The organism is Candidatus Nitrosocosmicus franklandus (assembly GCF_900696045.1).
Lineage (GTDB): Archaea > Thermoproteota > Nitrososphaeria > Nitrososphaerales > Nitrososphaeraceae > Nitrosocosmicus > Nitrosocosmicus franklandus_A.
In genome coordinates, this window is record NZ_LR216287.1 from 1,805,005 (window position 1) to 1,831,017 (window position 26,013).

General features: G+C 33.8%; 24 protein-coding genes. 12 read left to right on the top strand and 12 right to left on the bottom strand.

The annotated features are described in order from the left end of the window. Window positions 1-466: 466 nt before the first annotated feature. The 4 genes from NFRAN_RS08545 to NFRAN_RS08560 all read left to right on the top strand — a co-directional run bounded on the left by NFRAN_RS08545 (window position 467) and on the right by NFRAN_RS08560 (window position 5,592). The gene (locus NFRAN_RS08545; RefSeq protein ID WP_134484594.1) at window positions 467-895 is read left to right on the top strand and encodes a hypothetical protein; all 429 of its coding nucleotides are present in this window, start codon (window positions 467-469) and stop codon (window positions 893-895) included. 892 nt (window positions 896-1,787) lie between these two features. Beyond that, on the top strand, window positions 1,788-2,288 hold the full coding sequence (locus NFRAN_RS08550; RefSeq protein WP_134484595.1) for a CBS domain-containing protein: 501 nt from the start codon (window positions 1,788-1,790) through the stop codon (window positions 2,286-2,288). A gap of 587 nt (window positions 2,289-2,875) precedes the next feature. Further along, on the top strand, window positions 2,876-4,711 hold the full coding sequence (locus NFRAN_RS08555; protein WP_172602226.1) for a thiamine pyrophosphate-dependent enzyme: 1,836 nt from the start codon (window positions 2,876-2,878) through the stop codon (window positions 4,709-4,711). A 401-nt stretch (window positions 4,712-5,112) separates the two neighbouring features. Further along, entirely contained in the window at window positions 5,113-5,592 is a 480-nt protein-coding gene (locus NFRAN_RS08560; RefSeq protein ID WP_172602227.1) for a universal stress protein, read from the top strand. Between the two features lie 292 nt (window positions 5,593-5,884). Here the strand turns inward: NFRAN_RS08560 and NFRAN_RS08565 are convergent, their stop codons facing one another. Next, a complete protein-coding gene (locus NFRAN_RS08565) occupies window positions 5,885-6,841 on the bottom strand; it encodes a bile acid:sodium symporter family protein (protein WP_232037982.1) in 957 nt (318 codons plus the stop codon). A gap of 323 nt (window positions 6,842-7,164) precedes the next feature. On the opposite strand from NFRAN_RS08565, the gene NFRAN_RS08570 reads away from it, so the two are divergent. Together NFRAN_RS08570 and NFRAN_RS08575 are read left to right on the top strand one after the other, a co-directional pair. Then, on the top strand, window positions 7,165-7,632 hold the full coding sequence (locus NFRAN_RS08570; protein WP_145988059.1) for a universal stress protein: 468 nt from the start codon (window positions 7,165-7,167) through the stop codon (window positions 7,630-7,632). Window positions 7,633-7,786: 154 nt separating this feature from the next. Further along, a complete protein-coding gene (locus NFRAN_RS08575) occupies window positions 7,787-8,095 on the top strand; it encodes a hypothetical protein (RefSeq protein ID WP_134484599.1) in 309 nt (102 codons plus the stop codon). Between the two features lie 232 nt (window positions 8,096-8,327). Here NFRAN_RS08575 and NFRAN_RS08580 read toward each other — a convergent pair whose 3' ends face one another. Both NFRAN_RS08580 and NFRAN_RS08585 read right to left on the bottom strand, forming a co-directional pair. Continuing rightward, complete coding sequence (locus NFRAN_RS08580) at window positions 8,328-9,602, bottom strand: cation:proton antiporter (RefSeq protein ID WP_197731163.1); 1,275 nt, start codon at window positions 9,600-9,602, stop codon at window positions 8,328-8,330. Between the two features lie 46 nt (window positions 9,603-9,648). Beyond that, window positions 9,649-10,122, bottom strand: coding sequence for a hypothetical protein (locus NFRAN_RS08585; RefSeq protein ID WP_134484600.1), 474 nt, complete (start codon window positions 10,120-10,122; stop codon window positions 9,649-9,651). A gap of 580 nt (window positions 10,123-10,702) precedes the next feature. On the opposite strand from NFRAN_RS08585, the gene NFRAN_RS08590 reads away from it, so the two are divergent. Next, complete coding sequence (locus NFRAN_RS08590; RefSeq protein ID WP_134484601.1) at window positions 10,703-12,064, top strand: Glu/Leu/Phe/Val family dehydrogenase; 1,362 nt, start codon at window positions 10,703-10,705, stop codon at window positions 12,062-12,064. A 194-nt stretch (window positions 12,065-12,258) separates the two neighbouring features. Here NFRAN_RS08590 and NFRAN_RS08595 read toward each other — a convergent pair whose 3' ends face one another. After that, complete coding sequence (locus NFRAN_RS08595; RefSeq protein WP_134484602.1) at window positions 12,259-13,263, bottom strand: hypothetical protein; 1,005 nt, start codon at window positions 13,261-13,263, stop codon at window positions 12,259-12,261. Window positions 13,264-14,021: 758 nt separating this feature from the next. After that, window positions 14,022-14,561, bottom strand: coding sequence for a hypothetical protein (locus tag NFRAN_RS08600; protein WP_134484603.1), 540 nt, complete (start codon window positions 14,559-14,561; stop codon window positions 14,022-14,024). Window positions 14,562-14,745: 184 nt separating this feature from the next. Here NFRAN_RS08600 and NFRAN_RS08605 point away from each other — a divergent pair, with 184 nt between their 5' ends. Beyond that, window positions 14,746-15,678 (top strand): TIGR03619 family F420-dependent LLM class oxidoreductase, encoded by a 933-nt coding sequence (locus NFRAN_RS08605; protein WP_134484604.1) that lies wholly within the window; start codon window positions 14,746-14,748, stop codon window positions 15,676-15,678. A gap of 568 nt (window positions 15,679-16,246) precedes the next feature. Then, the gene (locus tag NFRAN_RS08610) at window positions 16,247-17,335 is read left to right on the top strand and encodes a cache domain-containing protein (RefSeq protein ID WP_134484605.1); all 1,089 of its coding nucleotides are present in this window, start codon (window positions 16,247-16,249) and stop codon (window positions 17,333-17,335) included. 325 nt (window positions 17,336-17,660) lie between these two features. Here NFRAN_RS08610 and NFRAN_RS08615 read toward each other — a convergent pair whose 3' ends face one another. The 3 genes from NFRAN_RS08615 to NFRAN_RS08630 form a co-directional block, all read right to left on the bottom strand. Next, window positions 17,661-18,050, bottom strand: a complete 390-nt coding sequence (locus NFRAN_RS08615) for a response regulator (RefSeq protein WP_172602228.1) — start codon at window positions 18,048-18,050, stop codon at window positions 17,661-17,663. Window positions 18,051-18,608: 558 nt separating this feature from the next. Then, window positions 18,609-19,025, bottom strand: a complete 417-nt coding sequence (locus NFRAN_RS08620; RefSeq protein WP_134484607.1) for a carboxypeptidase-like regulatory domain-containing protein — start codon at window positions 19,023-19,025, stop codon at window positions 18,609-18,611. A gap of 884 nt (window positions 19,026-19,909) precedes the next feature. Continuing rightward, complete coding sequence (locus NFRAN_RS08630) at window positions 19,910-20,515, bottom strand: DDE-type integrase/transposase/recombinase (protein ID WP_134483188.1); 606 nt, start codon at window positions 20,513-20,515, stop codon at window positions 19,910-19,912. Window positions 20,516-20,813: 298 nt separating this feature from the next. Here NFRAN_RS08630 and NFRAN_RS08635 point away from each other — a divergent pair, with 298 nt between their 5' ends. Continuing rightward, window positions 20,814-21,098 (top strand): UBP-type zinc finger domain-containing protein, encoded by a 285-nt coding sequence (locus NFRAN_RS08635; protein WP_134484609.1) that lies wholly within the window; start codon window positions 20,814-20,816, stop codon window positions 21,096-21,098. 20 nt (window positions 21,099-21,118) lie between these two features. After that, the gene (locus NFRAN_RS08640) at window positions 21,119-22,042 is read left to right on the top strand and encodes a DUF5996 family protein (RefSeq protein WP_134484610.1); all 924 of its coding nucleotides are present in this window, start codon (window positions 21,119-21,121) and stop codon (window positions 22,040-22,042) included. On the opposite strand, the gene NFRAN_RS08645 is transcribed toward NFRAN_RS08640, so the two are convergent. Genes NFRAN_RS08645 through NFRAN_RS08655 form a run of 3 tightly spaced genes read right to left on the bottom strand, consistent with a single transcriptional unit; the run spans window position 22,043 to window position 24,494 of the window. Then, on the bottom strand, window positions 22,043-22,726 hold the full coding sequence (locus NFRAN_RS08645) for an alpha/beta hydrolase (protein WP_134484611.1): 684 nt from the start codon (window positions 22,724-22,726) through the stop codon (window positions 22,043-22,045). It lies immediately after the preceding gene. Then, a complete protein-coding gene (locus NFRAN_RS08650) occupies window positions 22,723-23,832 on the bottom strand; it encodes a ring-cleaving dioxygenase (protein ID WP_134484612.1) in 1,110 nt (369 codons plus the stop codon). Before NFRAN_RS08650 ends, NFRAN_RS08645 begins: the two co-directional genes overlap by 4 nt. A gap of 56 nt (window positions 23,833-23,888) precedes the next feature. After that, entirely contained in the window at window positions 23,889-24,494 is a 606-nt protein-coding gene (locus tag NFRAN_RS08655; protein WP_134484613.1) for a DDE-type integrase/transposase/recombinase, read from the bottom strand. A 154-nt stretch (window positions 24,495-24,648) separates the two neighbouring features. On the opposite strand from NFRAN_RS08655, the gene NFRAN_RS08660 reads away from it, so the two are divergent. Beyond that, window positions 24,649-25,206, top strand: a complete 558-nt coding sequence (locus NFRAN_RS08660) for a hypothetical protein (protein WP_134484614.1) — start codon at window positions 24,649-24,651, stop codon at window positions 25,204-25,206. Window positions 25,207-25,793: 587 nt separating this feature from the next. Here the strand turns inward: NFRAN_RS08660 and NFRAN_RS08665 are convergent. Then, window positions 25,794-25,985, bottom strand: coding sequence for a hypothetical protein (locus tag NFRAN_RS08665; protein WP_134484615.1), 192 nt, complete (start codon window positions 25,983-25,985; stop codon window positions 25,794-25,796). Window positions 25,986-26,013: the final 28 nt, after the last annotated feature.

Sequence of the window (26,013 nt, forward strand, 5' to 3'; positions counted from 1 at the left end):
AATATATCCATTCCTATACTTTTACTTTATCTGTTTTATGATGGTTAATATTTCTAAATTGATGTATCAAATAGTTTTTCACCGGATCTTGTAGCTATATTATGTCTATGAATGCAAAATTCTGCTATTATTAATTCAGATCATGTATGATATTTTCGCAACAGTTCATAAATAATTTTTATATGTCTAACCAAGATGTTCAAACCTGTAATCCGTTTATCCTGATAATGAAATCCCCTAAATCAGTCAAATCGTTGAAGATTTCACTGGATACTTCTTTCAATACTAGTATTTTTTTGTAGTTTTAGCATACAAGTCAATAAGCGAATGATAATCATGGTATATGCATGATTAATGTTGTTAACACTAATAAAAACTATATATACTTCTAACATATTGTTTGTTTTATTACATAAAGTAAAATTTATATTTCAACTTATAGATAGGATCAATTGGTGATTTCATTATGAACACAAGAGAGTTTGTAACTAAAATCATCAAAAATAATCGTTATAACATTATTCAGAAGATAAAAATGATACCTAAACTGTTATCAGCTGCATTGATATCTGTGTTAGGCTTGATTTCTTTGGCTTCAGTACCTAATGGAGTAATCTCAACATATGCTCAGAATATTCAAGAGCAAAGCCTATTACAGACTTCTGATCCGTGGTATCAATCTTTTGAAATAGCGCGTTCTAAAGTAGAAGCAGCCTCATCAGCAGGAGCATTTGGAAATGGCGTTCCAGGTTTACATAATCTATCTGTTAATGAAATTCTGTTGATTTTTGGTATAACTGTCATGGGAAGCTTGCTTGTTTTTATAGCCGTTAGAATGTGGTGGTCTCGTATGAGAAGTGTAGGAAGACAAAGAAATATTCTTACTTATAGATAATTTTTTCATTATGGTGGTGTCAAATGCTGAAACCTATACTCTGCAAAGACAATAATAATAGTCCTCGTCGTATATATGAGGTCAAATTAAAGGAGGGTGTCGAGATTACTCTCTATAAGAAGGAGTACTGGTGCTAACAGAGGTAAGGACAATGACGATTTTTCTATGTAACGGAACCTTGGGGGTTATATATTTATGAGCTGTAATGGTATTTGTGTACGATTCAAAGCAAAAAAGGACCCTGCCATTTCTTCATGGTATGCCCAAGGACAAAAAAGATGTAGTATTTGTGAAATTTTCATACAATGGAATGAAAACCAATATTGTCCTTGTTGTAACTATAAGCTTAGGACAAGATCATTTCGTGGGTTTGGAATGAGAAAAAAATATAGAGAAAAAACAATAAAGAGATATTAGATAGCATTTATAGAAATCAATTGGATTAAGCTTTTGATGCTCCGTATTATTGGTCTTGAAAATTATCAATTTTCTATAAATGTACATAGGGGTTTCTGGCTTGTTTTTTCTCTTTCTTTGAAACGATTAGCTAGTTATTTTCAAGTGCAAGATTAAATTGAAGATAAATTATTTTAATCATCCTAATATCTTTACTGCTTAATTGCTTCATTTGCAAAATAATCTGTCATCTTTCATGTTCAAGATATAAAATGCATTTTTGCAACAAGTGGCATATCGCCTCTATCTAGGTAGGATTTAGTAGGAAAGAAATTTCAAGCGAGTGACTTTTCTAGCATGTTGTAACTACAAATTAAAGCTTGTAATTGATTCTTTGATCAAGTTTGATAATGGTCGCATCAAATGGATTGATAATACTAGATGAAGTGGACCTTTTGGGATATAATTTAATATAAAAGGAAATAGAAGTTAGTTAATGGGCTTAGAATCGATTGGTATATCAGAAATTGCTAATAAAAATGTAAAAGTAATCGATCAAGAACAAAACATTTTTGACACATCAAAAGTTATGATGGATAATAACATAGGTTCAGTAGTCGTAGTTGATAATAATGAGAGCAAAAATCCTGTAGGCATTATTACTGAACGGGATATAGTTAGGATAGTGAGCACATTTTCATTGGCCGACCTAGAAGTACCTGTCAGAAAACTCATGAGCTCTCCATTAATTACGCTCTCACATAATGCATCTGTTTTAGATGCAATGAAATTAATGTATGAGCAAAAGATAAGAAGGGTAATTATTCTAGGAGGAAACAGTCTTGTTGGTATAGTGACCGAACATGATATATTTAAATTCTTGATGGGTAATAGAGAATTAATTACTACTGTCATGTCTGAAGATTTTCCAATACCTCAAAAAGAGGTTTATTATGATTTCTCGCGTTTTTGGTTTAGTAATTCTTTTTATAAGTGAAAATAATAACAGTAGAAAGCATGACATCGGATACTTAATCAATAATTTTTGAATGGAAGTGAGAGAAATAATATATTTATGAGCAGATATAGGGAACCGAACAATATTATATTTCACATTTAAAAGATCTTAACCAAATAAGGGACTTATAAGAGCAGTTACATAAACACATATAATCACTTTTTTAAATACTATTGTGTAGAGTTATCATAAAGGATTGTGAGGAATTATATCACACACAAGTCCGGAAGTTGATCCAAACCTTTTCATCAAACATTGTAGTTCCAGGTTGCAATCAATGTCTGTGTCTTTCCAATTAGCAACATACTGTACCTTAGATAACTTCATCTGTCTGCGGTAGTGTAAACTACTCTAATTAAAGTTGTCTGGCGATCTTTCTAATATATTCGATAGAACTTTCCCGCTCGTTTGATGGATCTAATATTGGATTTTTTATTATTTTGAAATCCAATAATCCTGTCAAGATGCTTTATCTTTGATTTTGTTACATTAGATTTCCATGCAACCATGAACCAACGATCAAAGATTATGGGTAACTAAATACTTGTATGACCTTGATTATTTATATGAATGAATATCGGAATTACAAAACAGCCGAAATTGTAGCTGAAGCCCTGATTGATTGGAATGTAAACGTTGTATTCGGTTTGCCTGGAGATGGCATTAACGGTTTTATTGAGGCACTTAGACAAAGGCAAGATAAAATCAAATTTGTTTTGGTAAGACATGAAGAATCGGCTGCGTTTATGGCTTGTGCCTACGCTAAATATACAAAGAAACTTGGTGTATGTGTTGCCACATCCGGACCTGGTGCGATACATCTCATGAATGGGCTGTACGATGCTAAACTTGATAGCACTCCTGTATTGGCTATTACGGGAACCACTTATTCAGATCTTATGGGCTCAAGTTATCAGCAAGATGTAAATCTATTGCAATTATTTTCTGATGTGGCTGTATATAATAATATAATAAACTCACCAGAACATGCAGAAATGGCTGTAGATATTGCCTGTAGAAACGCTTTGGGCCGTAGAGGCGTGAGTCATTTAACCATTCCAATAGATGTCCAGGAACAGAAATTAAAAGGAAAATATTCACCTCATAAGGTAAAAGGTCATACCTCGGACAACTTTAATCATGAAATTATTCCAAGCTCAGACCTGTTGAAAAAGGCTGCAGATATACTAAATGAAGGAAATAAAATCGTAATCTTGGTAGGTCAGGGCGCTTTAGATGCAGGTAAAGATGTTACTATGGTTTGTGAACGATTAAACGCCCCGGTAGTTAAAGCCCTATTAGGAAAAGCAGTGATCTCTGATTATAGTCAATACAACCTTGGTGGCATTGGAATGTTAGGAACAAGTCCTGCCAGCGATGCCATGAATGAAGCCGATACAATATTGATGATAGGAACTTCCTTTCCATATATCGAATATCTTCCAAAACCTGGACAGGCAAGAGGAATTCAGATTGATATTGTTCCTGAGAGAATAGGATTGCGTTACCCTGTGGATATTGGATTAGTTGGGGATGCCAAACTAACATTAAAGGCTTTAATTCCAATGTTAAAGGTAAGGCAGAAAAAAGACAATGAATTTTTGGAATCAAAACAAAAAGAAATGAAGACATGGGAAAGTCGTCTAAAAGAACAAGGCAGTCGTACTGACAAACCCATTAAACCTCAAGTTATCGCCACCGCTGTATCTAATGAATTAGATGATGATGCAATTGTCTCGGTAGATAGCGGAACAAACACCATTTGGGCCGCTCGTTATATTTATGTTCATGACAAAATGAAATTCTCCTTATCTGGTACATTGGCGACGATGGGGTGTGGATTACCTTACGCAATAGCCGCCCAAATCGCATATCCTGAACGACAATGCGTGGCTTTTGTTGGAGATGGAGGTTTCACAATGTTGATGGGCGAGTTTGCAACTGCAGTTCAGTACGATTTACCAATCAAGGTAATAATAATAAAAAATAATACGTTGGGTATGATAAGATGGGAACAAATGGCTTTCCTGGGAAATCCAGAGTACGCCGTAGAGTTTACACCAATAAACTTTGCAAAGTTCGCTGAAGCATGTGGTGGAAAAGGTTATACTATCAGGGATCCGAGCGATGTGGGATCGATGGTTCACACAGCAATGGATGAGAAAGTACCAACAATTATTGAAGTTTATGTAGATCCATTTGATCCTCCAATGCCCCCAAAAGTGGAACCCGAGTTTGTAAAAAATATAGCAGAATCGTTTGCAAGAGGACAGCCTTATGCATCCAGGATTGGTTTGACTCTATACAGAAATCAAATTCATGAAACATTAAGAGGTCTTCATCATCATAATTCATTGAAAAATCATGATCATAAACGTTCTTATGGTGATTCGCAGTCTTAATTTTTTTGTCATATTGTTGATGTATAATTAAATACTATTATTGGTAAGAATGATGCTACTACAAAAGGACTGATAAGATGACAGTCCTCTTATCATTAGTATGTGATGATAACTTGTAAAAACTGGAAATGAGAAAAAACATAGTAATTATATAACAGTACTAGAACAGTAACATTATATGATCCAAAACTTTACGGATCAAATGCAATATTTGATGCAATTAGTAATGATGTTTTTTAAAAAATCCATCTGCGGCTCTAAAATGCTCACTATATAAACGGAATTTAGTTAATTGATGTTCATAGTAAATTTCTGTCATGCAAATAAAAGTCTAGAATCATAGCAAATTTATTAAGATATGTAATTTTTTATCCTTGAGATTGGACCTACGAGTTATTTTAGTGCCTTATGATGGTTCCCATTTTTCTGAAAATGCTTTGGAGTATGCAGTTTATTTGGCCAAAGCGATATTTTTGGGCGATCCAAAAAAACGAATTATCAAGATAGTAATGTTACATGTGGTGCAAGAAATACCCATTGCTAAAACTCTTTTAGATAAAATGAAAATTGGTCGTAAAATTAAGAAATCATCTTTAGATGAACATGCTGATGGTGTATATCAAGAAACAACAAATCTAATGCAAAAAGATATGGACGAAAAAAAAGAGAGGTATAAACACATCGACGGAATCAAATTAGAATCGCTAATTCTTTATGGCGATCCCGCTAATCAAATCGTAGACTATTCTAATAATAACAGGGTTGATCTAATAGTTATGGGAAGTAATGGGCTGCAGGGCCTGGCTAAATTCAAAGGACTAGGCAGTGTATCAAGAAAAGTTTCGGAAGCAGTTTCACATCCTATGACAATAATAAGATAACAGAGTTTGTAATGCCATTGAAATGCTGTTAGTATGCGAGCATATCTTTAAGTCATCGTTTTACTACCAATATTTCGAACTTTTGAACAAAGGGATCACCTATTGCACATCTTTAGTGAGTATCGATTTTGTATATTGAAATTAAATCTGTAATGGATTTGATAATCCTACTGATGCTAACTATTTGTCTGCAACCAGAATTTCTTTAATTTTCTGCTCTTGATTGTTGTCGTTGTCGTCGTTATTGTTGCTTGAATATTGCTATATGTATTATCACATAAAACAAAAAATTTTAACCAAAAAATAATTTTTTCAAGGGTACCATTAGACCGTAATATGCCAAATTATAAAAAGCTGCCAAGGCACCTACTTCCGTTCCAAAAAACTGGGATGCAAATACAATAACGAGGGTGTTATTTATATAACTCATGATTACAAATGAAGCAGCTTTAGATGATTTGTCTTTTTTTTCTCCTATTATGTATGATGCAATGTATCCTATAAACCCATAAACGAAGAACAAGACAAAAGATGCAATAATCATTATTATTACAAATGGGTATTCAGAAATGAAATAATTGGAAAATTTTGAATATATTCCTAGATTCATGAATGCTATCAAAAGAACAGAAGGAAAGAAGGATCTTTCCTCAATTTTCTTAGCTACTTTTGGGATCTTATCCTTTACTACCCACCCGGCAAATAAAGGCAAGAAAAGAGCTTCAGCTAATAGGATTATCATATCTATAAGAGGGATATGGAATTTTTCTGTATCGATTAAAAAATATACTAATGACGGCAGAGAAAACGGAACGACAATAGATGATGATATTATCATTCCCACGACTAACGGCAATTGATGACTTTTTTCAAACAGGTTAATCACAAACGGTGCTCCTAGTCCAGTCGATATTCCTGATAGCAGTAATACTGGGATCGCAAGAGACGGATAAATCATATTTGTAACTCCAAATAAAAAGAGTGGGATTGCCAAAAGCTTGATCGTGGTAAACAAAATGATGGGGATGGGTCTTTTGAACTGTAATCCTAATTGTTGCGGATCCATTTTTATTAAATTTAAGAATAACAAGGATCCCAGTAGAACCAGAAGATAAGGTTCGAATATTATTCCAAATGATGGTACAAAGATACCCATTACTGTAGAAACAGCAATTGCAATCAGTAGAATTGAATCACTTTTCTCTAATTTTGACATCTTTGAATCAGTATCGACTCTGCTTTTTGGCACTTTCTTGCTCTTTTTTCTTTATTCGCGATGTATTTTAATAGTATCATTATTGAAATAATGATAATAATAATGCGATATTGGGAGTGTCCTGATGCTTATGTAATGACTTTTAATTGTATCTACCGACTCTTCTGTTAATGTGGTGTTGCTACCAACAACAGTTACAACAACAATAACAATTACAATGACTTATATAAGTGGCTTTAATATCTTCTCGAAATAACACTACTAATCAACAAACCAAGGTCAGTAAAGCCATTTTTCTTTTTAATGGGGGGGTGATATGTATATTGCTTATATTCCTCTATACTCATTGTTAGTTGATGCTCTATAAACGCATACTAGTACCATTTGATACTTCAGAGCTGTCAATTAAGGCTTTGGAAAAAGCTATAGAATTGGCAATGTTGAATCAATCGGAAGTTTTCATATTACATGTAGTTAGCGAAATACCGTTACCAATTCATTATTCAAAAATAGAGTCAAAAAACAATGAGGTAATTATAACTCCATTAGTAAATAAGCTCCATAATGAGATGAAGAATGAAATGGCTGAGATTCTCAAGGACGTGAAAAACAAATATGCTAAACACAATATTTCGATAACTACCGAAATTATAATAGGCGATCCGGCAGATACCATTGTTAATTTTACTAAACAAAATAACATTGATCTCATTGTTATGGGTAGTATTGGGCGTAAAGGACTTTCAGGACTATTTAAAAAATTAGGAAGTGTTGCACGGAAAGTTGCAGAAGAAGTATCTTGTGCTCTGTTAATAGTAAGATAGATGAAAGCCTCTTAACACCAGCTATTAGTTATCTGATTAACATGTTATAAGAAATAGCCAAATTAAAAAATCAGATTAAGCAATTTTGTATAGATATCTTTAATACCTTTTTTGATCATATATATCCTGAAAAAAAGGAAAGTTAAAAAAAGACTTGTCCGAAACGTCCAAAACATCTGAGAAGAATACTGACTTGTCTACCCTAGATCTAGGTACCATGGAGTTTATGAAATGGTTAATATCAAAAGAGACTGATTCTGGGAATACTTTGATAGCAGTCAAAGACTATTTTGATAATAAATATGTCATTTTGTTTGATAAGAGCATTTTAAAAAATGTGATTGTAGCGTATAGGGAAGGGATGCCATATTGCATGACCTGTAATACCGATGATTGCGGTCATGTAGGTTTTGCTATTTGTCTAAAACAAAGTTATGATAGAAACGGCCAGCTAGATTATTAGAAAAAATTGACTATGAGATAGTTTTATGTCGTTTATTCTACCCTCTTGAGAGGATAGAAAAGGAAAATACTGACGATTAATTCAAAATATTCTAAAAATATTTACAAATATTCTATTTTCTATAAAAAGTTAAAAAGATAAGATTTTTATTAAAATATTCTTTCACTGATAGATATAGATTTTTAGATTGGACATAAAGTAGGTATTTTGATTTTTGAACTTTGATTTATTCTCAAGGAGGTTTGTTTGAAGTTTCGTCAGGACTTGAAGGTTGCACTTGACTGCTACGTTCGTCTTCTTTGTTTTGTACCTTGGTAATCTTCTGAGTAAATTTCCATCCATACTTTATGACATAAGGAGCAATGAATGTTGTTATAATTGTCATCGTACCAATCATTGGTAGAATAATAGGATTTGCCGCTCCGACATCAATTCCTCCTTTTGCTACTACTAGTGCTATTTCACCACCAGATGATGAACATCCCAATGCAGCTCTTGTCGAAGTGAGGTTACTTAATTTTTGGAGTCTGGCTGCAAGGTAAACAGTCATGAATTTTGCACCAATTGAAACTCCTATCAATATCAATGCAGGGACTATAAACTGGGGAATCAGTGAAAAGTCCATGAGCGCACCAACCGATACAAAGAACAATGCTGCAAAAATGTCTTTTACTGGATTAGCCAAAACACTTGTTACAGCATGAGATCTAGACTCTGCAACAAGAACACCTGCAAAAAATGCACCTGCAGCAACAGATATTCCCAGTTGAAATGATACAAAGGCCAATGTAAAAGCCAGTCCTACAGCTGCAACTATTAGAACGTCGTGTTGGTTGGTTCTTGCAACTATGTCAATTAGTTTGGGAATAATTTTGGAGCCTACTACTAGCACTCCTGCAATAAAACCTATGGTTATTCCAACAGATATTATGATTTCGTTAAGAGAGAATTCTCCACTCGCACCTGTGGATTGAAATATGGCCAATAGTGAGATTATGAGGATATCTTCGATTATTGTTGTACCCAGGATCAATGTAGCTGATTCGTCTTTCATCATTTTGAGTTCTCCAAGAACTCTCATTATGATAACAGTGCTAGTTACTGATATAGCAAGAGCAACAAAAAGACTATCGTAAAATCCTAATCCTAATGATTGTGCAACTATAAAACCTATGGCTAAAGTACCAAAGGCTTCGCTTGAAGCTATTACAATTGCCTTTCTTCCAACTTCTTTTAATTTTTGAATAGGAAATTCCATTCCAACAGTAAAAAGTAAGAGGATTACTCCCATCTCTGCGAATAAGTTGAGTACTTCTAGGTTATGGATAAGACTAAATGGTGGACTATAAGGACCGATTACGATGCCTGCAACGATGAATCCTATAACCATAGGTTGCTTTAGCTTGTAAAAAGCCAAAGTCATTGCAGAGGCAACAATCATTATAACTGCAAAATCTTGTAATATCTGTCCTATTGATGCTTCCACAATAAGAATAGGAAATAGCATTATTTATAGAGTTAAGTTCAGAGAAAAAATGACGATCTTTATAAAATTAATATGTTTTTTGGTAACTGTTATACTCATGGATTTTGTTCAAGGATTTTTCGATCGACTTTTTGACTTCAACTAGTAACTCTTTTAGTATCTTTTTGTCAAGTTCGTTTTTCTTGGTCCACTCTAATTCACTGTTATAGTATTTCATCCATGAATATGTTCTTTGTATTATTTGAAATAAATGGAAGTCTAAAAGAGAATGTTTGCCCGCAATTATAACTGCGTCCCACATATCAGTAAGAAATGGTCGATAATTTTCGTTTTCTATAGATTCGTTTACAAATTTATTTCTGTGTTTCAAATCATCTTCTACAAATTTGAGAATGTTTTCTAAAGACTTTTGATCTTGCATTCTACTGGATCGCTGAAAAGCCCAGTGCTCGATATATATGGAAAACCATATTATTCCTGCCAATAGAACCATTTCTATTGTCAAAGAATCCCATTGGATGGCCATTGTTGATATTTCCATAGTATTTCATCAAATTCAGTCTTAAATATTCTGCCTTTCGAAAATAATGACCATAGAGCATAAACAAAGTATGTTGCTGACTAAAAAATTAGCCTTGTTAACTCTGAATAGTAAGGACGTATCATTATTCATTCATTCATTTGTTTAGATCAAGAATATTGTTGTCCATTGATGTAGAGGTTGAAGTTGTTTTAGCATCATTATTTTCTTTTTTTATCTTTATGATCTCTATTTAGATACTAAATTTCATATGAAACTAATAATAGGATCTAAATAATACAATAAAGATCGGATTTACTTTCGAAATATGATGAATATTTGATTGCTTTAGATACGATTTCTTCCTTTTTGAATAAATCTCTTGCAAAAACGGTGTATTGTACAACCTTACTCATTTTAGGTTTATGGTTGCCTTCAAAATATTTTACTAACTATTATATTTCATTCCAGCTATTAATTGATACTTTGAATCGAGTCCTATCACCTGAACTTACACTATACGAAGGAAGGATGTCTTACAAAAATGAGAAATCTGTAAAAAATAAATGATTATAACATATGATAGATAATATTATGTGGAATGGTAAACTCTGATTCAGTTTTGTCACATTCAAATCTAGTATCTAATGTAAAAGACTTTCAAGCTGACAAAAGTTTCGGATGGTATGAAATAGATGAGTGGGGTCCAGAAAAAGTATTACAGGTATATGATCCTGACACAGGTATGAGGGGAGTATTGGTTATCGACAATACATCTACAGGTCCTGGCAAAGGGGGTATAAGGTTTGCAGAAAGCGTTACTCCTGCAGAAGTGTTTAAGCTTGCAAGAACTATGACTTGGAAATGTGCTTCAGCAGGATTACCATTTGGTGGTGCTAAAGGAGGAATTATTGCAAACCCTGGTAAGGTTAATCAAGTAGAGTGGATGAAATCTTTTGCTAAAATGATTAGTCCTTATTGTCCTTCACAGTATATTGCAGCTACTGATGTTGGTACAACCGAATTGGATATGGCCGTATTTGCACATGAGATAGGTGATATGAGAGCTTGTACAGGGAAGCCACAGGAACTTGGTGGAATTCCTCACGAGTTAGGCACAACTGGATATGGTGTAAGCGTTGCACTAAGAACTACTTTAGATTTTTTAAAGGACATTAAGCGCAAGGGATTAAGGACTTCTAAATCCATTATTGATCTTTCAAATAATTTGGATAAAAAAAGCAGCGATATTAGGGTAGTTATCCAGGGATTTGGTAATGTAGGTTCGTTTACTGCTAAATATCTAAATGATTTAGGTATAAAAGTTATCGGCGTGAGTGATATATCGGGATTTGTATTTGATGAAAAAGGTCTGGATATCCCTCAGTTAATGAATGATATGAAAGACAAGTCTAAATTAAGCGATCTATTAGCAGATAGTAACAAACAACAGAATCAAAAATACCGTTATAATATTTTGGATAAAGACGAAATTTTTATTGTAGAATCGGATATTTTTATTCCTGCAGCGTTGACTGGCGTTATAAATGATACTACTGCTCCCAAGTTATTGAATAACAATGTTAAAGTCATTGTAGAGGGTGCAAATATTCCTACTACCCCAACAGCTGATCAATTTCTGGTGTCCAACAATATCTTGATTATACCCGATTTTCTTGCGAATTCTGGTGGTGTTATTGGTTCATTTGTTGAGTATCAGGGCCGAACTGAAAAGGAAGCATTTGATCTAATAGAATATAAAATTACAAATAATGTTAAAAGAGCACTTTACGACTCGCTATTGTTCTCAGATCAGGAAGGAGGTACCAACTCCGAATTCAACATTAGAAAGGTTGCTATGGAAACAGCCAAGCAAATCGTATATAGAGCAATGTTGTTAAGAAAAGGTGCGATAAGTGTTGCAAGAGAAGCCTATGGTAGAAAGGAACGAGTTATTTATTAAAGACATAATTTTATTTCTTTTTGAAGTAAATTTGGAAAATGATATTCAAATCACTTTAATATCCGAAAGAACTCATTCAAATCTATTTTTTTAGGGTGTGAACCTGCCGTCATTCAGTGCTTGATAACACTTCATTCTATAGATGTGGATTGTTACTATGGGCCCATCTATCATGGAAGTCAAAATAAATGAGATTATATGAATGCCGTAATAGATAGTTTAACGACATATTGGGAAGGTGGACCACAACCTGGTGGACTTGTTGTTCCCGTATAAGTTTTTTCTTGAATATCTTTTCCATTAGAGGAGATGGTCAAATTTCTTAGGGATTCAGACAAAAATTCAAACTTATCCATAAATACTATTCCGTTACATCCTGTCGGTATTAAAGCGGGTGTTAAGGATCTAATGATGTTGATGCCTTGAACCAAATCTGTAACATTGTAAGACTGTTCCATTAACTGAATTAAGGTATCTCTAATACTGGTTAGTGTGAATGGTGTTGTACCGTCTTCCTTATCTACTCCTAATATGTACACCTTAAGAGTATCATTTTTATTGTCCAGTAAAAATGGACCTATTCTTAGATCAGCTGTTATATTCGAACCATCAGCTCTAAATCCTAGGTATTTAGTTGCCGTCAAAGGGTTATCGTCATTTTTCTGTCCACTTAAACCTATGTACAGTTTATCAGATGTGGGGGAACGAGGTATATTGATTAATATATTTTCTATAGATACATACACCTTTAGGGGATCGTGTATAGCAGGGTTATATTTGGTCAACATATTGAGCGGATAAATATTGTTTGATTCTGTAGTAGAGGAGATCGTGTTTATAGTTATATTTTCTTTCGAATCACCTATCAAAAGATCAAAAGAAATATTCCCCCCAACCGTATTGTTAAATAAAGGATTACTTATCCATTCTCCAGTTATCCTGTTGTTAGATTTATCTAGAGTTCCGCTAAAGATATTTACTATTGTGCCTTGTCCATTGCCTGAGTCTTCAGTACCTAATATCCAAACAGTATTGTTTATTTGTTTGATCTGATAAATATCTCGCATGTCTGATATGTAAATACCATCAATATCATTACTGTTATTTGCTGACGATTGCGCATAGACATGTTCAACTACAAACAAACAGGAAACTAAAAGTAAGACGATCATTAAATAATAGGAAGTAACTTTCACCATTTTCTATGGTCTATAATCTCGTGTGTTAGATTTAAGTTTAAACTATAATAACAAATGACAAACTAATATAGAATATTATTTTCTCCTTCTCTCCTCTTCTCCTCATTCGATACTCTTAAATGAATGGATGAATCCTCTCTCTATCTCTCTCTTTCATACAACTTGATATCACATCTTTTGTGATTTTGTATTGTGTCAAACAAATCTAAATACGACTCATATGATACTGACAGAAAGATGTTTAGGTTGACGATCAATACCTGGAGATGGAGATTATCAAAGATTGTTCTTGGTCTTAAACTTACTTGCCACCTAGAATAATTCCTGATTTTAAAATAAAAACTTGCTGTATGTGGAGTGGGAGAATGAATGGTGAACAAAACATTGACGTTTTGATGTTACTGTCCATATTATGGAAAAACTTGTGGGTTACGGTTGATTAGATTTTAGGAGAAAAGTCTATGATGGAATCAAGATATGGGTTATAATTCAAAGAACTAGAAACAAAAATCATTAACTTAAAAACTAATCCACCTTCTTAACTTACAATAAGTTATTAAATATCATATCAAGAAAGAGCCCAAAAAAAACCCTGTCGCTTGAGAGATTTACAAATACAACATAGTATTAGTCAAAAAGATCAAGATAAATTAGACATTGAAAATGAAGATTTGCAGAACTACTGAATAGTTTTTTTATGATTTCAGTGAGACAAAAGTTTGATGCAACATCAATTTAACAAATAAATAGATTATTGCTCAGTAAGGATCACTAAACTTGAAAACAATTGTATTATCAGTAATGATGAACTCGAACTTTTTCTGAAAGGTTTCCTGTAATAAGTAACTATAAATTTCTTTAATTAGCAATGAATACTTTTTACCCATATCGTGCTGAATTATAAATGTGTGAACATTTTCTTTTATCTCGTATTTATATGGAAATGCTGATATTTTTGACCAGTTTTCAACGATATCTATAAATGAAGAAATGGTGAACTCGCCTCTTAGCAAAAGTCCCACCTCTACAAAGTCCTTTTTAGCCATATCGATAGCCACATCGGATAGCTCCGACTCTGTAAGCTTATCAATTAACCTAGATAAAGTATTCTTTGGGACTTGGTGTAGTTTAGCTTGTGCAGCATACATGTGCCACTCTGTATGTTCTTTGAAAATTTGGTTAACGAGCGTATTTAAACTCACATGCTTTTTTTGGGATTCTTGTCGTAATTTTGAGAGAAGACTTGAAGGAATCCTGAAGGTTATGCCTTCTGTAGGCTGTCTTTCTATCTTATTCAACTATAAAAAGGCACTCCCAGACAAAACAATACGCATTTATTGATCAAATACTTGGTTAAATTATTTGCCTAGATTTAGTCATAACTATGTTCATGTAATCACAAAGTAATTTTTTAACCTAATGTAATTCATTTGATTACAATATATTCCTACTTCTTAAATGAACATGATTTGAATTTTATTTATGAAAGTTGGAATAACTTTACCTAATGTTGGTCCACAGGCGACGGTCGAAAATATTTCATATATCGCAAGACGAGCTGAACATGAAGGATTTGATTCATTGTGGACTATAAGAAGGATTTTATGGCCAATAGAACCCCAAACACCTTATCTTGTAACTTCTGATGGTAGTTTGCCAAAAGAATATCAATATGTTTTGGATGCACTTGATGTCTTGGCATATGTATCAGCAATTACTAACAATATTTCCCTCGGAACACATGTTGAGGATATGTTCTTTTTTACACCAATTATTCTCGCAAAACGGTTTGTTACTCTGGATGTGTTGTCTAATGGTAGAATAATATCTGGATTAGGAATCGGGTGGTCAAAAGATGAATATCAAGCATCTAATATTCCGTTTAATAATCGTGCAGAAAGAGCAGATGAATTTATCTTTATCATGAAGAAAATCTGGACCGATAATGTTGTAAATCATAAAGGAAAATACTATACAATTCCTCCATCAAGGATAGATCCGAAACCAATTCAAAATAACATACGTGTTTATCTAGGCGGTGCAGCACCAGGAACATTTGCTAGAATAAGAAAATTTGGTCTAAGTGGATGGATTGGTGCCCTAGTTGGAGGCTGGGAGTATGTTGAGAAGATAATTGAAGGAATAAGATTATCTAATGATAATGGTAATAAAGATCATAATAAATTTCAAGTAATAATGGTTACTTTTCCAAATATAATAGATAATCAATCCTCTTCATCTAATAATGAAAGAGCTCCATTTACGGGTACTATTGATCAAATAGGAGAGGATATTAACAGACTTAAGACAATGGGTGTTGAACATATTGTATTTAATTATAATTTTGTACCCATCGGAAAAGATCCTCTAAAGGTTATTGAGGTTAGTAAAGAATTAGCTAGATTTACAAAATAAAATTTTCTACTTAAATTTAAGAAGCATGCATATTTCAACAAAAAATATTTAAATTGGATTATACTGTATTTTCGCATTACTTGTGAGTTTTTTTTGATACAACTAATACTATCACAGGCTTTATTGTTTACTGTTTAAGTTATTGATTGTGTCAAATATCACTATAATTAGAATACTAACTAGATAGCTAATGATGGCTCTTATCCAAAGAATCATGGTTTATGTTACTATATCTCATAGTTGGAAATACACATGACCAAAGTTTCATGTACGATGAGGTGTAAATTTGAATTTTTCAGGCTTGACTAGTCTGAGGTTAATAAGATTATTTCAATCCTCAGGTTTAACACTTTTTACAATTCACTATCTTGAGTTAAGTTAACCCAGTCTTATTAATAATAGACTTTGCAAGTTGACGAAACAAAAAACCAAGAATGATAACGAGAGATTACTTAAAATTATTCAATATTCATTATTATAGAGACATTTTAAACTAGAAAATAATATGTATAATTAGACTCGGATAATTAAAGACATATATTTTAGCTGTTCTGACTTTCAGACGTAATTGAAAAATCCAAAATCATTGCATGTAAGTAAGAATATAAGACCTTTGTTTTACCTACTAACAGGTCTAATCTCTACCATTTTGGTCGGCTCCCTATCGACAGAAACAAGTCAAAATACATTTGCTCAATTATCTCTCAATAATTCTATTGATTTCAGTAGTTTTGCAAATAACGAGACTAAGTTTGATTCATCGATATACAATTCAACTAATAGTTCGACATCAGCTAATCCAATTACCATGATTCAAGATCCTCCACTCTCTTCTCAAGTGCCCTCTACTTCTAACTATGAAGAATCATTGATTAGCTTGGCATCCTACGCGATCGAAAAAAGACTCGAAAAACCCAAAGCAATTCTTGAAGTCTTGAGTAAGTTACCAGAGGTACAAAACTTTTCGTTTGTTAACCATGTTAATAAAGATGAAGTACCAGGAATCCCTGCAGAAGACGAATCAGAAAAAAGACAGATAGCCCGTTATATACTATCAAATCATCCTATGGATTTTGTTTCAGTATTGTTTCTTTTGCCTAATGGTGATGTATACTTGTTAGAGCCATTTGCCCGTCAACAAAATTTGTCAACTAATAATTTATCATTCAGGGACTATTATCAAGGTGTAATATCTACTAATGACGCATATCTTGGCAACGTAATTACCTCAGCAGCCTCAGGGTTAAAACAAGTACAGTTAGCAGTTCCGCTTTACGCAGAATCTTCGTTCAATGAGACATACGATAACAGAAACACACCCTCGCAATCTAACATTACGGGTATTTTATCAACGGGATTGAATTTGCAATTATTCACTGATATTTTGAATATTGCCAACAATGGAGGTAACAGTAATGATGATAGTAATATTGTATTGATGGATGGAAATGGTACAATAATAACACAGTCTAGTAAAAATTCGACAAACCTATTTGAAGGAAATGATGGTCTAATTGCTGATCTAAAGTCATATAAACTTGCATTAAATGGGGAAAATGGTACTATGGTCGAGGAGATAGGTGGAATTGAAAGAAAGATATCTTATACTCCTGTGAAAGCAATATCAAACACATGGGCACTTCTTCTGATAAAGTAGTAGTCAACCCCGTACTACTCCCTATCCATCATTTTTGAGAGATATTATCAGTGACAAACTTAGTGGATGTAGATTTGAGATTCTACCAAAAATGATGATATCAACCAATATGGATGATTTTTCATCTTAGTGCTTTATCATTTCCCTCTCTTTCTCTTTCTTTATCATTTAAAGATTGTAATAATACTTTGTAGTAACAAATCTGGGACTGGGATTGCCTTTATATCAATAATTAAGAGTTTAACAGCTCTGAGCGAAAAGAAAGAAATTTGCTATTTTGAAAAATTATCGATACGATAGAATAAGAATCTGTGTGTACTCTATTTTATACACTGGAAATATGGGCTCCCTTTCTGGCCTTTGAGTATTTATCTATGAGTTCATCTAGCTGGTCAAGGCTTATTGGTTTATGCAAAACTTCCTTTATTCCTACCTCCTTATAGTCACTAAAATTATCCATATCTAGCTTGGCTGCTGTTATTACAACCAAGTTCTTTTCTCGCACACCCTGTTTTTTTAACTGATCTAAAATATCAAATCCTGAATATTCTGGTATTGCCATATCTAATAGGATGAGATCATACTCTTGTTTTTGAATTTCGAGAAGTCCTTGTAGACCTTCGCTGGCTACTTTGCATTTCACCCCTTCGATATTACAGTAGTCTGATATTGCTTCCAACGTATCACTACTGTCATCAATTGCCAGTAAATTCAATGTGTTTTTAGTTATTGAATGTTATTTATAAATTTTACATATAGTTTAAATGATTCAAGAAAAACTTGAATCAACAAAAACAGTTACATCTACCCATAATTTGATCGATGATCTCGTTATGATGTGAAATGAGGTGGTATCTTACGGATTTCGTATTAAGATCATAATAACTAGTTTCAGATATAGACTAGGTAGATCCCAATGTTGTCTATTTAGTACCTAGACTGTTCATACATGGCAATTTCTTCGAAAGACGTTTCTCGTATATGTTGAAGTAAATTGTTTGTAAACCATCAAACTCGGTAATCTTTCTAAAAATATCTAGAATGGTTGAGAACCTTTGAACAGGAGAATTGCTTTTTTTATTTTTGTGAGGTGGTCAGGTATGATTACACTAAATTAGCTGTAAAAACCTTTTCGTTCTTAATATTGGGATTACTAAGAGTGTAACAAGAGCAACTTTGGATATTCTAAAGATCTGAGGAGCAGAAAGAGAGAGAAAGAAAATGAGCAAGGAATCCAAATTGATAAATATAGGTATGTAACATGTGATTGGGTTTATTTTATGGCAATTGGAAGTTCCTCCCATTGATATGTACAAACATTACTGTGGATCTCTTGACAAAGACTTGTGACACTAATGGTATAATTTCCCGGCTCTATCTCATTGGGAATTGAAGGAATGGTAGAAAAATTTCCATTCGAGTCACTTGTAACATTAGCTGAAGTTAATTTATCTTGTTTATTCTCAAGAAATACTTGTACTAATACATCTGAGGCAGGCATATTGTTATACTCTACCCAACCATTCACATCTATTGTTTCACTCGAGTAAAATTCGTTTTTATCCAGATATGGTATGGGTTTAGATATATGTGTAGCAGAAGCGTCTTGAGAATCTGAAACAATCATGTTTAAGGATGTGGTCAACACCAATACTAACAGTAAAAAAGGTCTTACAATTCTTTTGTTCATCAACTAATCTTTGATTAGGTGTTTACATGTAAATCTATCACTAACCGGACGGATTACGGATGGATTCCTATTCTAGTTAACTTTCATGAATATCTTGATTGCGTAATCGAGTATGATCTGATCCGATCTGAAGAATTGTTGGTTTTATCCTATGTATAGCCAACGCTTTACTCGATGTTATTTTATTAGCCTTCTTGTTGTTATTACTGTAAATAGGGTTTTTGACTCAACACTTGGTTAATGCGTGTATGTGGATGTTAATTAAGATTGTTCTTACTGTAAAGAGCTTTATTGGCATATAAGCCTCCATTCTGTGTAAAAAGAATGGCATTTGATTTATGACGGTGTGCCAAATCCCTACATTAGAATACAAACTCAATTGATTACCAATACAATTGGTTTTAACAATAATTATATTTTTTTTCTCTATATTTATGTTCTTCTACACCTTAGATCTTGTTGTTAACTTCATATCTAGTTACTTAGTTTGAATAGGTGTACAAGTATTTTAATTTCTTAAAAGTCTTGTTTAGTCTTACTATAGTAGTATGAATATGATACAAGAAGATAGAAAGGATGTAACTCTAATAGGCATTTTACTGTGGAGGTTCATCTAGTCAATGAAAACTAATCGAAATGCAGAAAGATGCTATCAAACAAATAACGAAAAAATATGATGGATTTATTTCAGCCTACATTCACATAAGTATGGATGGGATCAAAGTACTAAGTTACATACAATGGGAAAATAAAGATGCAATTGAAAAAATGCTTAATGATACTAAGGTGATAATACACATATGCATGACATTGATAAACTTGCCAAAGTAGATAAAAGTTTATGCAAGGTTGCGTATGTGGATAAATAGTTAAATCGGCTCTGTTCAGTTAACATGTTTTATTTCATTGTTATGATAGTCTACAAAGAGCCGCAGCCAATTCCGTACATGCTTTAACTTGCAGTTCTTTATTCTACAAGGAAAGTAATCATCGAAACTTTCGGTTCTATCCTTGATATATTGCATCGTTCTTTCGATTACACTTTTCTCGTAAGAAGAATGAATATGGTGATCGAGTTTGAGAAACTGACAAGCCATGGGATACCAAGTCCCACCATCTGTAGAAACTGGGTGCTTTCCATGAACTTTGATCAAATTAGAAAGATATCTTTCTGCAACAAACATGTTTCTCTCTTTGGATATAGAAAGTGCGAGGATCTGTCTGTTTGCAGGCTCTATCGCCACCCAAAGCCAGATGTATTCTGACCCTACCTTCAACATTGTCTCGTCTACAATATATTCTAGAATTCTTCTTCTTGATGCTTTCAATTTTTGAGGCCTGTATTTTTGAATCCAATTCCAGATGGAGACATGGTTTCTTTTATACATCTGAGACAATCTTTCCGAGGCTTTTCTTAAAGATAAACCTGAAAAGTACAAATGTAAGCCATAATACACATACCTTGAAGGTGTTCTGTTTCTGCTAATCATAAAAGAAATAGGACATCTTCAAGCTATGGGTTTATCGTTAAATGAACAGAGCCGTTAAATCTATCCTGTTGTAATTTATTTCATAAATGTTCGAGTGTTCTTATACTGAATGTTATATTTAATACTAGTAGTGGGTATTGTACGTATACTTGTGAATGATAACCAATTTGTATATTTAAAAATGAACCTTCTCTTTCCTAATAATTATCGAGTTGGACGAATGCGATTAAAAGATCATTACTTTTGATTACTTCCCAAATACTACAATACTTAATTATTACGGTGATGTTGACATGTTATGTTGTCTGAACAAAATGGGTATACAACTCAGTGTGAGCATGTTAAGAATGTCGATTTGGATATAAAGGGCAATACAAATGGATGTGAAGAATGTGAGAAGATCGGATCAGACTGGGTACATTTAAGATTATGTCTTACATGTGGTCATGTAGGTTGTTGTGATAATTCTAAAAATAAGCACGGAACTAAACACTTTCAAAGCACCAAACATCCCGTCATAAAATCATACGAACCTCAGGAAAACTGGAAATGGTGTTTTGTTGATCATGTTTTTATTGAATAGGGGGTGGAAAAATATTATTGATGCTTAGTAATGAATGGCCATCCCTGCCTTTTGGAGAATGGAAGGATACTTGTCAAACCCTTCATATGTGGACACAGATTGTAGGCAAAATCCGTCTTGCTTTAACGCCATTAGAGAACCATTGGTGGAATACTACCCTTTACATAACTCCAACGGGACTCAGTACCTCAACTATTTATTATAAAGATCGATTACTAAAAATCGACTTTGATTTTAATTCTCATTTGTTATTAATTACCGTATCTGGCAATCAACGAAAAGAAATTCCGTTAAGATCGATATCTGTAGCAGAGTTCTATGAAGAGGTAATGACTGCACTCAATGATCTTAAAATAAATGTGGATATATGGACAACTCCAGTAGAAGTAGAAGAAAGAATTCCATTTGAGAGAGACTATAGACATCATACTTATGATCCTGTGTATGCCCATAGGTTCTGGAAGGTTTTAGCTCAATCTTCTCGTGTTTTCACAGACTTTCGATCAAAGTTTATCGGCAAAGTTAGCCCAGTACACTTTTTTTGGGGTGCATTTGATTTGGCCGTTACGAGATTTTCAGGAAGGAGCGCTCCAGTTCATCCGGGTGTTCCAAATTGTCCGCCACATGTAATGGTAGAAGCATATTCTCATGAAGTTAGTAGTTGTGGTTTTTGGCCAGGTGCAGAAGGGTCAGGAGGAGAGGACTCAGTAATTGAACCTTTCTATTATTCTTATGCATATCCGGAGCCCAATGACTTTAAGAATTTCGAAATCTCACCAAAAGAAGCGTTTTACAATTCTAATTTGGGTGAGTTTATTTTACCATATGAGGAGGTACAAAAATCAAGCACACCTGATTCCTTTTTGATGGATTTTCTTCAAAGCACCTACACAGCTGCAGCAACAACTGCAAATTGGGATCGAAGCAAACTAGAACGCCAGTAATCATCTGAAGTTTCTGTCCAACCACTCTTTTGCATACACGATATCTGGTTCTGTAAGATTGTGACCTGATTGTTGCCATTGCAGAGTTACATTTGCTCCGCTTTTTTTCAACAAATCAAATAGGTTTTGTGTTTGGCTCCTTGATACTATCGGATCTGACACTCCAGCAGATAAAAGAATTTTTTTGTCAGATAGATCAGGTAACGAAGTTGGAACAAAAGGAACCATTGCCCTAAAGAGGATAGCTCCACTTAGTGTTTCTGGAAACGAGAGAAGTAAACTTGCTGCTATATTTGCACCGTTAGAGAAACCTACTGCAATTGTTTTGTTTGTATCAAAGTAGTAAATATTTGATGCCTCTTTAACAAAATCAGCCAATTCTTTGGTCCTAAACTTTAGGTCTTCTTTATCAAATATGCCCTCTGCAAGTCGTCTAAAAAACCTCGACATTCCATTTTCTAATACCTTTCCTCGAGGGCTCAAAAGTGATGCAGTGGAAGAGATCATTTTGCCAACTTGTATTAGATCGTCTTCATTTCCACCTGTACCATGAAGCAACAATAGAATTAATGAATCTGACTGATTGTCCTTGTGTCCATGTGTTTTACCAGAGCTGCCTACACCCTGCTTCTGCTGTAGTGGGGGAGAAGGGATAAAACGGTGTTTAAAACCAAGATCATTCATTTTCTCTTCTCTCTTTCAGTCAAACCCTTATCGGTTTGATTAGATGATGAATAATTAGTAAATTTGTCAAGTGATGGTATATTGATCTTTGGAAGTACTTGCTCAAGATATTTACGGTCGGGTTCTAACCATTGAGGGAGCAGTAGCTTTTGTCCTAGCTCGTCTTCATTCTGATCTACAAGAAAACCCGGTGGATCGGTTGCTATTTCAAATAATATACCTCCAGGTTCTCTAAAATATACCGAATGAAAATATCTTCTATCTATTACGGGGGTAGCATTAAGACCTGTATTGACTATTCTTTTGCGTAAATCTAATTGACTTTCGTCGTTGGGGGTGCGCCATGCAATATGGTGAACACTACCTAATCCCATATAACCGCGCCGGGTATCTGGCAAACATATGAGATCTACACTAGAAGGAGAATTCAAGAGATCAAGTTTCCGTTTTTCTTTGTTACTGTAGAAGTTATCGATCATTTTTTCTTTGTCTTTGATTTCGAATCGAAATCTATTCCCCTCTTTCTTTGTATTTGAAAAACCCATGTTTTCGGTCAGGAGATCGGCTGTTCTCTCGTATCCTTCTAAGGAAAGGGTAGCTGAATAAAAACCTCTGGTAGCGTATTCTTCTGGAACAGGACCTTTTCTCCAAACATATTCTTTTCTTTCTTCAGCAATTTTATGTGCCACAAGTTCTATCTCCATGCCATCTGGATCATAAAGGGTAATCACTTGTTCATTATCTTCTCCGTCGTCGAACCTCTTTATTGGACCGGCATAACTAATCTCGTGGCTTTTTAGTCTGTTAAGCCAATATTCTATAGCGTGCTCCGGAATTGAGAAGGATGTAGTAATCACTTGACCAGTTCCTCTAAATCCCTTTGGCATTGTGTACCAAGGAAAAAATGTCAGGATAGTACCTGGCCTTCCTATATTATCTCCATAATAGAAATGGTATGTTGTTGGATCATCAAAATTAACCGTAAGCTTTACTAGCCGCAATCCTAAAAAACCGGTATAAAAGTCAATATTTTTTTGGGGGTTTCCTGCTATAGCAGTAATGTGATGTATCCCCAGAATCCCTTTGTGATTGTTTTTACTTTTCATAGTAATATTTTCTACCTATGGTATAAATGTCTGCTAATCTGATAAAACGGCTCTGTTCACTTAATATGTTTTATTTCTCTGTTATGATAGTCAATAAATAACCGCAGCCAATTGTGTACATGCTTTAACTTGCAGTTCTTTACTCTGCAGGGAAAGTAATCATCGAAACTTTCTGTTCTATCCTTGATATATTGCATCGTTCTTTCAATGATGCTTTTCTCATAAGGGGAATGGTTGTGATGTTTGAGTCCCAAGAACTTACAGGCCATTGGGTACCATGTACCACCATCCGTAGAAACTGGATGTTTTCCATTAAATTTTACTAAACCACCAATGAATCTTTCAGCAACAAACATGTTTCTTTCCTTAGAGATAGATAGTGCGAGAATTTGTCTGTTTTTGGGCTCTATTGCTACCCATAGCCAGATGTATTCTGATCCCACCTTTAACATCGTTTCATCTACAATATACTCCAGAACCTTTCTTCTGCGTGACTGCATCTTTTGGGGTTTGTACTTTTGAATCCAGTTCCAGATGGAAACATGATTTCTTTTGAAAAGTTGAGATAGTCTTTCGGAGGCTCTCCTGAGAGAAAGACCTGAAAAGTATAGATGTAGTGCATAATATACATACTTTGAAGGCGTTCTGTTTCTAGTAAGCATAAAAGAAATGGAATGCTTTCAAGCTATAGGATTATCGTTAACTGAACAAAGCCAAAGAATCTATAGGATTAGCATAAATAGTACAAGAACGTCTAATATCTAAGTTGAGTGTAAGGGAAAGCACTTTTATTCTTAATTGGAGGAGGGTGTCTTTATGCTAGACTTCTTCGAAATGGAGCGAGTGATAGAAGAACTTGCAAAATCCTATCCTGCTCAGTGTGCTACTACTTGGTTCAAGATAACTAAAAATCACAAACCCTCTGAGGAAGAGTATCGCAAAAAAGTAGTCGAGTATATGAAAATTTTTGAATATTTGTTAGCTACTTATCCACAAGGCCCTGATACAGATAAACTCAAAGAAATTGTCAAAAAGTGTTTGGCAAAAGAAATAGAAAGAGTCCTTAAAGGAGACAATAAGGAAGTAGAAAGGAGATATAAACACTATGTGATCAATTCTCCTTCTCTTGTTCATTTGGAAGACCCTGTCAAAGAAGTCTCTAAACAACAAAAACAACAATCACATCTACAGAAATTTACTGATATTACTGCCAAAATTTCAATAAAAAAAAGACAGAAAAATAAAGATAACTCACTAGTGGAAAAAGAAAAAGAAGAAGTAAATCAAGAAAATCAATTTGAAAAAGATGTTATTGTAGTAACTAACCGTCGCCGCAAAAAGAGGTCAACTAATGCTTCTACTACAACAGGCTAGCAGTAACAATTCTATTTATAATATTTTTGTCGTTGATATGTGTTTTGGTTAACCAGTCTTGTTAATATCAAGATAATTGACCAAATTTAGTTAACCTAAAACCATTTTGAGGATAATCCAATAGAACAAAAAACGTAAGTCTGACTAACATTTGTAAATAATTTTTCCCTCTGCTTTCTGTTCTTCTATTTTGTAGCTAAATGAGTCCTAATACTTTATCGTGAATGAAGATGTCCAAAAATGATATAACACATGTGAGATTTTCATTCATTGGGATCATAATGTTCATTGGCCACGCTGTGAATGCATCTAAAAGCATAGGGTTTCGTAGTGTAGGAATAAAAGTGCAGAAAAAAATTAGTAATCAAGCATTATCAATCATTGAGCAGTAATATTATTATTGGTAACATTTGTAAATATAACTTGTACTAAATAGCTAATAAGGAATGGACAAGAGTGGATAATGTGGAAAAATAAAACTAGAAAACTTGCAAAATCTTACTTTCTTGAATTGAATTCATCTATACTGTTGTTTGTATTTCCAAAAACCAAACACCTACGTTTTAAATCAACAATTCCTGCCAAATTTAACTCATATTGTTATGATCGGCAAGCAAACCCTTATTGTCTACAAAAATTTTTTGCTCGTTTGTCGACTTATTAACGTCTCCTCTGCCTCTTCCTTCTCCTTCGCGGGAGGGCGAGATTGTTGTGTTATTCTTTCTTACTTTACCACAGATATAATTTGTCCATTCTTCTATGTTCGATTTTGTTATCAATAATGGTAATATATACTCGTATTTAAAA

Bases quoted from the DNA above. Each gene is read 5' to 3' on its own strand.
- NFRAN_RS08545 (WP_134484594.1), top strand. From the start codon at position 467: ATGAACACAAGAGAGTTTGTAACTAAAATCATCAAAAATAATCGTTAT.
- NFRAN_RS08550 (WP_134484595.1), top strand. From the start codon at position 1,788: ATGGGCTTAGAATCGATTGGTATATCAGAAATTGCTAATAAAAATGTA.
- NFRAN_RS08555 (WP_172602226.1), top strand. From the start codon at position 2,876: ATGAATGAATATCGGAATTACAAAACAGCCGAAATTGTAGCTGAAGCC.
- NFRAN_RS08570 (WP_145988059.1), top strand. From the start codon at position 7,165: ATGCTCTATAAACGCATACTAGTACCATTTGATACTTCAGAGCTGTCA.
- NFRAN_RS08580 (WP_197731163.1), bottom strand. From the start codon at position 9,602: ATGCTATTTCCTATTCTTATTGTGGAAGCATCAATAGGACAGATATTA.
- NFRAN_RS08585 (WP_134484600.1), bottom strand. From the start codon at position 10,122: ATGGAAATATCAACAATGGCCATCCAATGGGATTCTTTGACAATAGAA.
- NFRAN_RS08590 (WP_134484601.1), top strand. From the start codon at position 10,703: ATGGTAAACTCTGATTCAGTTTTGTCACATTCAAATCTAGTATCTAAT.
- NFRAN_RS08595 (WP_134484602.1), bottom strand. From the start codon at position 13,263: ATGGTGAAAGTTACTTCCTATTATTTAATGATCGTCTTACTTTTAGTT.
- NFRAN_RS08605 (WP_134484604.1), top strand. From the start codon at position 14,746: ATGAAAGTTGGAATAACTTTACCTAATGTTGGTCCACAGGCGACGGTC.
- NFRAN_RS08620 (WP_134484607.1), bottom strand. From the start codon at position 19,025: ATGAACAAAAGAATTGTAAGACCTTTTTTACTGTTAGTATTGGTGTTG.
- NFRAN_RS08630 (WP_134483188.1), bottom strand. From the start codon at position 20,515: ATGATTAGCAGAAACAGAACACCTTCAAGGTATGTGTATTATGGCTTA.
- NFRAN_RS08635 (WP_134484609.1), top strand. From the start codon at position 20,814: ATGTTGTCTGAACAAAATGGGTATACAACTCAGTGTGAGCATGTTAAG.
- NFRAN_RS08640 (WP_134484610.1), top strand. From the start codon at position 21,119: ATGCTTAGTAATGAATGGCCATCCCTGCCTTTTGGAGAATGGAAGGAT.
- NFRAN_RS08645 (WP_134484611.1), bottom strand. From the start codon at position 22,726: ATGAATGATCTTGGTTTTAAACACCGTTTTATCCCTTCTCCCCCACTA.
- NFRAN_RS08650 (WP_134484612.1), bottom strand. From the start codon at position 23,832: ATGAAAAGTAAAAACAATCACAAAGGGATTCTGGGGATACATCACATT.
- NFRAN_RS08655 (WP_134484613.1), bottom strand. From the start codon at position 24,494: ATGCTTACTAGAAACAGAACGCCTTCAAAGTATGTATATTATGCACTA.
- NFRAN_RS08660 (WP_134484614.1), top strand. From the start codon at position 24,649: ATGCTAGACTTCTTCGAAATGGAGCGAGTGATAGAAGAACTTGCAAAA.